Here is a 6646-nt window from a genome sequence, read left to right as displayed (position 1 = left end):
CAAGGTGGAGCGCAGCCACAGGAATGATCAAGAGCGTTTCTACAATCATCTGCACTTCTACTCATTGGAGGAGCTGAACCTGCAGATGCGCCGTTATCTGACACGCTCGAACGACATTCCCTCAAAGATTCTTGGATGGGATTCCCCGAAAGAGAGACAAAAAGCATTATCCCTTGTATTTCAACCGAAAAAAGCCCCAAAAATCCAAGGCGATATTATGGATTACATCTATGGGGATGCCCCATAATTGATAACTTTTATCGGTCTCACATCATTGACAAACCTACAGTGCGCGCTGGCCGAATAGATATTATCCTATTGAAATGCCTGGACCGCTGGTTCCGCAATGTGCGGGATTATTACAAGGTGCAGGACGTTCTCGACCAGTACGGCGTAAACTGGGAATGCACGCAGGAGGACTACAATACCACCACGACAAATGGGCGGCTGTTGCTTAACCTCAAACTTTCCATTGCCCAGAACGAGAGCGACCAAACCAGCGACCGCATCAAGTATGTCAACGAAGGAAAGCATCGCCGCAAGGAGGAAACCACCGGCAAGCATCCATTTGGCTATGAAATCAAGGATAAGCATCTGGTGGTCATCGAAAAGGAACGGCATATAGTCGAGTTCATCTTCCAGCAGATTCTTGCTGGCTATGCTTCCCACCCTATCGCTCGTAAAGTCTATGAGCAGTTCGGTATTCTCCTTGATGCAAAGCGCGTATGGCGGATACTGCGGAACGAAACCTATAAGGGCGTGCGCTATGGCATTCCTGACTACTGCCCCGCCATCATCCAGCCGGAAACCTTTGACCAGGTCCAAACTATCCTTTCACGGAATAAACGTGCCCCACTTACCGGGAGAGTGTTCTTGTTCTCAGGTAAGGTTATCTGCCCTTCCTGCGGGAATATCCTTCTTGCCAAGCGTGGCCACCGTAACCGTGCGGATGGTGGATTCCATAATCCTATCTATATGTGCGGCAACAGATACCATACTGGAGTCCCTCACGTTGCCGAAAAAGGCTGTCAGTTTGGCGGAGCCGTCTCTGAGGCGGTCCTTGAACGATACATACTCAAATCCATATGCGTCCAATGCTCGAAGCCTATGAGGCGGACGTCAGAGTGTCACAGGGCAAGATAGTCGACTACAAGAACAAGATAAGCGTCATCAACACGAAGCTTTCCCGCCTGAAAGACCTGTATGTTGACGGCCTGCTGGATAAAGACACCTACAAGAAGGACTATGTGAGACTTCAGGAAGAATTAGGTGAGTTGGCGCGACTCTCCATGCAGCAGCCTACGGTCCCGGCAGCCATGAATCGAATCTTGTCAGATGTTGATGATTTCATGCTGACCTATAAGATACTCCCGAAAATCAAGAAGCGTGAACTTTGGCAGTCCCTCATCCGCAGCATAGAGCTTGGAGAACGGCCGGGGCGCGGCAAACCATACACAGACATCACAGTAAAATTCTACTAAGACACCAAAAAGCCGCCCCGAAGGACGGCTTTTCATGTATAAAGTTATCCCCTTATTTTCCTGTACTCCCAGGCTCCGGCATCGGATGCCTCATAGAATATCCCGTGTCATGCGGATGTCATTACCGATGTGCCAGATTCAGAGCCAGCTCGGCATTGCGCGCAGCCAGATCGCGCAGCCGGACTAAGAGATCGGCATTATTACGTCGGAAGGTTTGCTTGTCATTCCACTTGCGGCGTATCTCCGCCATGAGCTCATCCGCCGTCACATCGCGCAGATTGCCGACCGGCTGTTCTCCGATAGAGGATAAAAACCGGTCGATCTTCGGATCATAGGAAATGCCGATCATCGACACGCCCATGACCCCCGCAAAAATCAGCGCATGAAGGCGGATGCCCAGCATCAGATCCATATTGCCGACCAGCGACAGAAACTCACTCGTCGTATATTCATCCTTCAGGATCGTGCAGGGTTCCTTCGTCTGCGCGGCAATCTTCTGCGCCGCCCGCACATCATCGGGAAACTGCATCGGCACAAAGACCACACGCGCCCCGAGCTCGCGCACGATGCGGTCCGATACCTCAGCCAGCACCTTTTTGTAATGCGTCCAGCCCTGCCATTCGCGAACCGAGATCCCTACGACAGGCTTTGCTCCGTCCGCATGATACGCCCGGAATATCGCCCGTCCCGTCTCCCGGCCAACGGGATGAATCGCCAATACAGGATCCGCCGTACATTCGATCGGCGGCCTGCGGATGCCCAGACGCTCCAGTTCAGCCAGCGATCCCTGATCGCGGACCGTGATGAGATCCACCCGGTTGCCCAGCCAGCGCATCGCATGCTCCGCCACTCCGCCCAGAATCGGACCGATCCCCTGCGCGTACAGCATGACCTTCGTACCGGCCAGACGAGCCATGGCAATGATTCCCATATAGTAGTAAAGGCTGCGGCGGCTGGTGACATTCTGCAAAAGACTGCCGCCGCCGCTGATCAGAAGGTCAGCCCGGCGCAATTCCCGAAAAATAGCGGGCAGCCCCAGCCAGGAAATCGCATCGACGCCATGACGGCGGCGCGTGTCTTCGGGATCCGCCGAAATCACAGTAATATGAAGTTTTGGGTCGAGATCTCCGAGAACCTCCAGCATAGCCGCCAGCATGGCTTCATCGCCGGCATTTTTTGAGCCGTAATATCCCGATACGACGATCCTGCTCATTAGTCCGCTTTACTCCCCTTTGCTTTTGAAACGATTACCTGCCAAAGCTCGATCAGGACCATTGCCTCCGCACCGATTCCGGCGCCCATGACAATCCCGCCAATGCCCCGCATAAACGACATATAGACCGGCGTGCGCATATGCGCGAACGTCTCGACCATCGAGCCCTGACCGATCGTCGCAACCAGCACCAACGCAAAGAAAATCATCGTCGGCCACTTGCGCCAAAAGGCCATGGCCGCCAGCATAAAGGCTGGATGACCGATCAGCAGCTCCTTCGTGCGCGGACGGGCATAAAACGCCTGCTCCAGAAAAGCCCGGAAACGCAGCTCTGTCTGCGATACCGGCATACCGGATGTATGGCCGCTGCGGGCCACAAAAACCACACCCGCGATCAGCACCAGAAACAGGATCAGCAGCGATTTGACGCGAACCGGCATATCCAGAATCTTCCGGAGCTGGTTGACCACGCCCTCCGTATCATCCATGCGGCCGTCAAAAACATCGAACCGCTGAAGGAACGCGATGCCGACCAGAACCAGCGGCAGAACAAAGGTGAGCTTGATCCCGCGGAAAATCTGGAACTCCAGCAAATATTCCGTATCGGCCAGCGAGCCGGAAAGATAAGCCGCACCGATATAGGAAAGCACCCCTGTCGCCAGCAGCGCCAGCGCCGCCGTCACAATCAGGCGCGGCAGAGACGCACAGGCCCGGTCGCGAAAAGCGCGGACGCGATCCAGCTGCGCCATGACAGCCAGAGCCGGAAATACATTGGCACTGGCCAGCGCCGCCAGAACGCGAATCTTGGCACCATTTCCCATGAGAACCGGCACGACGGACAGCGCGGCAAACAAAGCAAACAAAATCATCTGCATGCGCGGACGGGCATTGAGACGAGGAATAATCAGCGAAAGGTACAGCACGACCGCCGCAGCGACGCCCGCCATGACCAAAGCGCGCAGGGCGCGGGCCGGATAGAAGGACTGGAACGTGCCGGCCGGGCCAAAGGTATAGCCATGCGCAGCCAGCTTATCGTGCGTGTCCCGGAAATATTTCATATTGGTTGCAAGAAGACTCATATTCGGCGACGGCTTGTCGTAAATGCGCATCAGATCGATGCGGATATTCCGCTCCTCATCCGTATTCGACCACCGTTCGACAATCGTGTCCAGCTTGAGCTTCGGCTGCTCATCCTTCGGCACGGAATACAGACGGGCCACGTGATCGTAGCCGAGCCCCTTGGCAATCTCATTCATGCCGTCCTGCTTGTAGAACTGCAGCTGCGTCGTCGCCTCGATGAGGCCAAGGGTCATATTCCGTTCCTTCATGGCATCGATCGTCGTCTGCAGCGACTTCGGCGCCCCGAGCGTCTGCGTGCCGGAAAAAACGACCTCCGAGATCCGGAATCCGTCCAGACGCCGGAATACGGCCTGAACATCATCCGCACTACAGTCCTCATAATTGCTTGGACGCGCCAGAACATAGAACCCGGCATCGTTGACCGCCTTCATTTCATCGGTCGGCATGCCGAGGTTCATCTTAAGGAACGACTCATAGTGCGCCTTGACGGCCAGCACTTCCTCGCCGCCGACCGTATAAAGGCGGACGCGGTCCGTCCCGAGACGGCGGAACAGATCTTCCTTCACTTCCCGCCAGGTCAGCGGATCATGCCCCGTAACATAAACCTCCGTTCCGACGATCCTGCCTTCCGCCACCAGCTGGCGCCAAACCGGATCGGTCAGGCTGCCGCTGTGATAACCGGACAGAATCTGGCTGCCGGAAACGGCCGAAGCCTTGCCGTTGGCATTGAGCTTTTTGAATGTCGTCTCGTAAACGGCCAGAGAAGTAATCCCGGCTTCTTTGGCCTGCTCCATGACGGTCCCGGGCGGAAGCCCCTCCCGCTCGGCCAGTTCCAGCAGACCTTCATAATCAATGGCCAGATCCACCTGATGATTGGCCGTCTCCACCTGATGACGCTGAGCACCGATCGCCAATGCCGCCGCCAGTCCGATGACAATGAACAGAATCAGCCACCGGTTATAGTTGAATACCTTCATGCTGCAATTCCACCTTATTATTCCTTGTTATCACGATCAGCCGTGATGATAATGGCACCGTCCGTCTGCACAACAGAGTGCACGTTCAAACCCAGCGGCATCTTATTGGGCGCGGCCAGCTGGATATTGCCGAACAGATCCCCGAGCCGGGCCGTCCCCAGCCGGGTATTTTTCAGATCCAGACGCGTCATGAGAAAATACAAGGCGCCGTTCTCCTCGGCCACCTGTCCCTCCATCGCAATATCCGCCACGCGCCCGGCCAGCTTCGCATCGGCTGTGACCAATACCTTTTCCCGGGTAATATGAACCTGAACATGCTCAACATGATCGACCTTGCGTTCAATCACATCCCGCAGGCTTTCCTCGTCCACAAATCCCTTCAATGTCAGCGATCCCGCCGACTGCACGGGAACCCCCGCGCCGCCGATCAGTCCGGGGATATCCAGCCGGATATCCCTCCCGTCAATCGTCAGTTCCTTCAAGCAGATCTGTCCCACCTTCGCCTGATGAATGACAGCATTCAGACGATCCACACGCCCCAGCATCATCAGCGCGGAGGGCGTAGAATCCATATTGACCTGCACATCGCGGGTCGACAGGTTCCTCCCCAGACGCGTCTGCACTGCAGAGCGCGCGAGCCAGGGAAAAACCAGCCCGCCGGACACGACTAATATTATGAAGAACAAGCCTGCAATAGTCAAGTTTTTTCGCAAATTCACGTACCTCGCAACGGAACAAGGAGCCAGGATGACCTGACTCCTTCCTCCTTACAGTTCATGATTGGCCTTTGCGCTCAGATAAGCCCGGATAAACGGATCGATATCGCCGTCCATGACTGCCTGTACATTTCCTGTTTCCTGATTGGTACGATGATCCTTGACCATCGTATACGGCTGAAACACATACGAACGAATCTGACTGCCCCACTCGATGTTCTGCTGATCGCCCTCAAGCTTCGCCAGCTCAGCTTCCTTCTTTTCTTGTTCCAGCTCGAACAGCTTGGCCCGCAGCATCTTCAGACACTGCTCGCGGTTCTGCAGCTGTGAGCGCTCGTTCTGGCACTGTACTACAATGCCGGTCGGTTCATGCGTCATGCGGACCGCCGACGATGTTTTGTTGATATGCTGTCCGCCGGCGCCGGAAGCCCGGTAGGTATCCACGCGGACATCCGCCATGTTGATATCCACTTCTACGGCATCATCGATCTCCGGCATGATGTCGCAGGCCGAAAATGACGTATGGCGGCGCGCATTCGCATCAAACGGCGAAATGCGGACCAAACGGTGGACGCCTTTCTCCGATTTCAGAAAACCATACGCGTTATGCCCCTTGATAAAGAGCGTCGCCGATTTCACGCCGGCTTCATCCCCCGGCAGCAGATCGGCCGTTTCGACCGTAAACCCATGGCGCTCCGCCCAACGGCCGTACATGCGCAGAAGCATCTGCGTCCAATCCTGCGCCTCGGTTCCGCCTGCGCCGGCATGCAGCGTCAAAATAGCGTTGTTGGCGTCATACGGCCCCGAAAGCAGCACTTCCAGCTGAAGGTTCTCGAGTCCCTCTGCGACCTTGTCGGCCGCCTCCCGAATCTCTTCCTCCAGCGACTCATCGCCGTCCTCCACAGCCATCTCCCAGAGCGTCTGCGCATCCTCGAATTTACTCACGAGATTCTTATACTTATCCACACTGATCTTGACATCATTGAGCTCCTGATTGATCTTCTGGGCTTTTTCCGCATCATCCCAGAATGTCGGCTCGCCCATCTTGTACTCCAGCTCGGCAATTTTCGCCTCCTTGGCCGGAACCTCAAGCGATACGCCCATCTGATCCAGCTTCTTCCGGAGCTCGCCAAGCTGCGGTTTCAAATCTTCCAGCATGTTTTCCCCTCTACTTCACTG

6 protein-coding genes and 1 pseudogene are annotated in these 6646 nt (G+C 55.5%); 3 read left to right on the top strand and 4 right to left on the bottom strand.

Going from position 1 to position 6646, the window contains the following annotated elements:
• The 3 genes and pseudogenes from FYJ78_RS12755 to FYJ78_RS07780 form a co-directional block, all read left to right on the top strand.
• Positions 1-169: pseudogene (locus tag FYJ78_RS12755) on the top strand (IS481 family transposase); the annotation flags it as partial.
• Positions 136-1143, top strand: coding sequence for a recombinase family protein (locus tag FYJ78_RS13160; RefSeq protein WP_154620844.1), 1008 nt, complete (start codon positions 136-138; stop codon positions 1141-1143). The pseudogene FYJ78_RS12755 and the gene FYJ78_RS13160, both read left to right, overlap by 34 nt.
• Positions 1095-1481 (top strand): hypothetical protein, encoded by a 387-nt coding sequence (locus FYJ78_RS07780; protein WP_195847925.1) that lies wholly within the window; start codon positions 1095-1097, stop codon positions 1479-1481. The genes FYJ78_RS13160 and FYJ78_RS07780 overlap by 49 nt, the downstream gene beginning before the upstream one ends.
• A gap of 121 nt (positions 1482-1602) precedes the next feature.
• Here FYJ78_RS07780 and csaB read toward each other — a convergent pair whose 3' ends face one another.
• Genes csaB through prfB form a run of 4 tightly spaced genes read right to left on the bottom strand, consistent with a single transcriptional unit; the run spans position 1603 to position 6625 of the window.
• Positions 1603-2694, bottom strand: a complete 1092-nt coding sequence (gene csaB, locus FYJ78_RS07775; RefSeq protein WP_154620842.1) for a polysaccharide pyruvyl transferase CsaB — start codon at positions 2692-2694, stop codon at positions 1603-1605.
• Complete coding sequence (locus tag FYJ78_RS07770) at positions 2694-4751, bottom strand: DUF5693 family protein (RefSeq protein ID WP_154620841.1); 2058 nt, start codon at positions 4749-4751, stop codon at positions 2694-2696. The genes csaB and FYJ78_RS07770 overlap by 1 nt, the downstream gene beginning before the upstream one ends.
• Before the next feature lie 17 nt (positions 4752-4768).
• Positions 4769-5464, bottom strand: coding sequence for a hypothetical protein (locus FYJ78_RS07765; RefSeq protein ID WP_195847924.1), 696 nt, complete (start codon positions 5462-5464; stop codon positions 4769-4771).
• Between the two features lie 54 nt (positions 5465-5518).
• Positions 5519-6625 carry a peptide chain release factor 2 gene (prfB, locus tag FYJ78_RS07760; RefSeq protein WP_154620839.1) on the bottom strand — a complete coding sequence of 369 codons (1107 nt, stop codon included), beginning with the start codon at positions 6623-6625 and terminating at the stop codon, positions 5519-5521.
• Positions 6626-6646: the final 21 nt, after the last annotated feature.

The sequence above is a fragment of the Wylensekiella montiformis genome, from assembly GCF_009697385.1.
Lineage (GTDB): Bacteria > Bacillota > Negativicutes > Selenomonadales > Selenomonadaceae > Selenomonas_A > Selenomonas_A montiformis.
The sequence above is the reverse complement of the archived record's forward strand: the minus strand, read 5'-3'. Positions and strand labels throughout refer to the sequence as shown.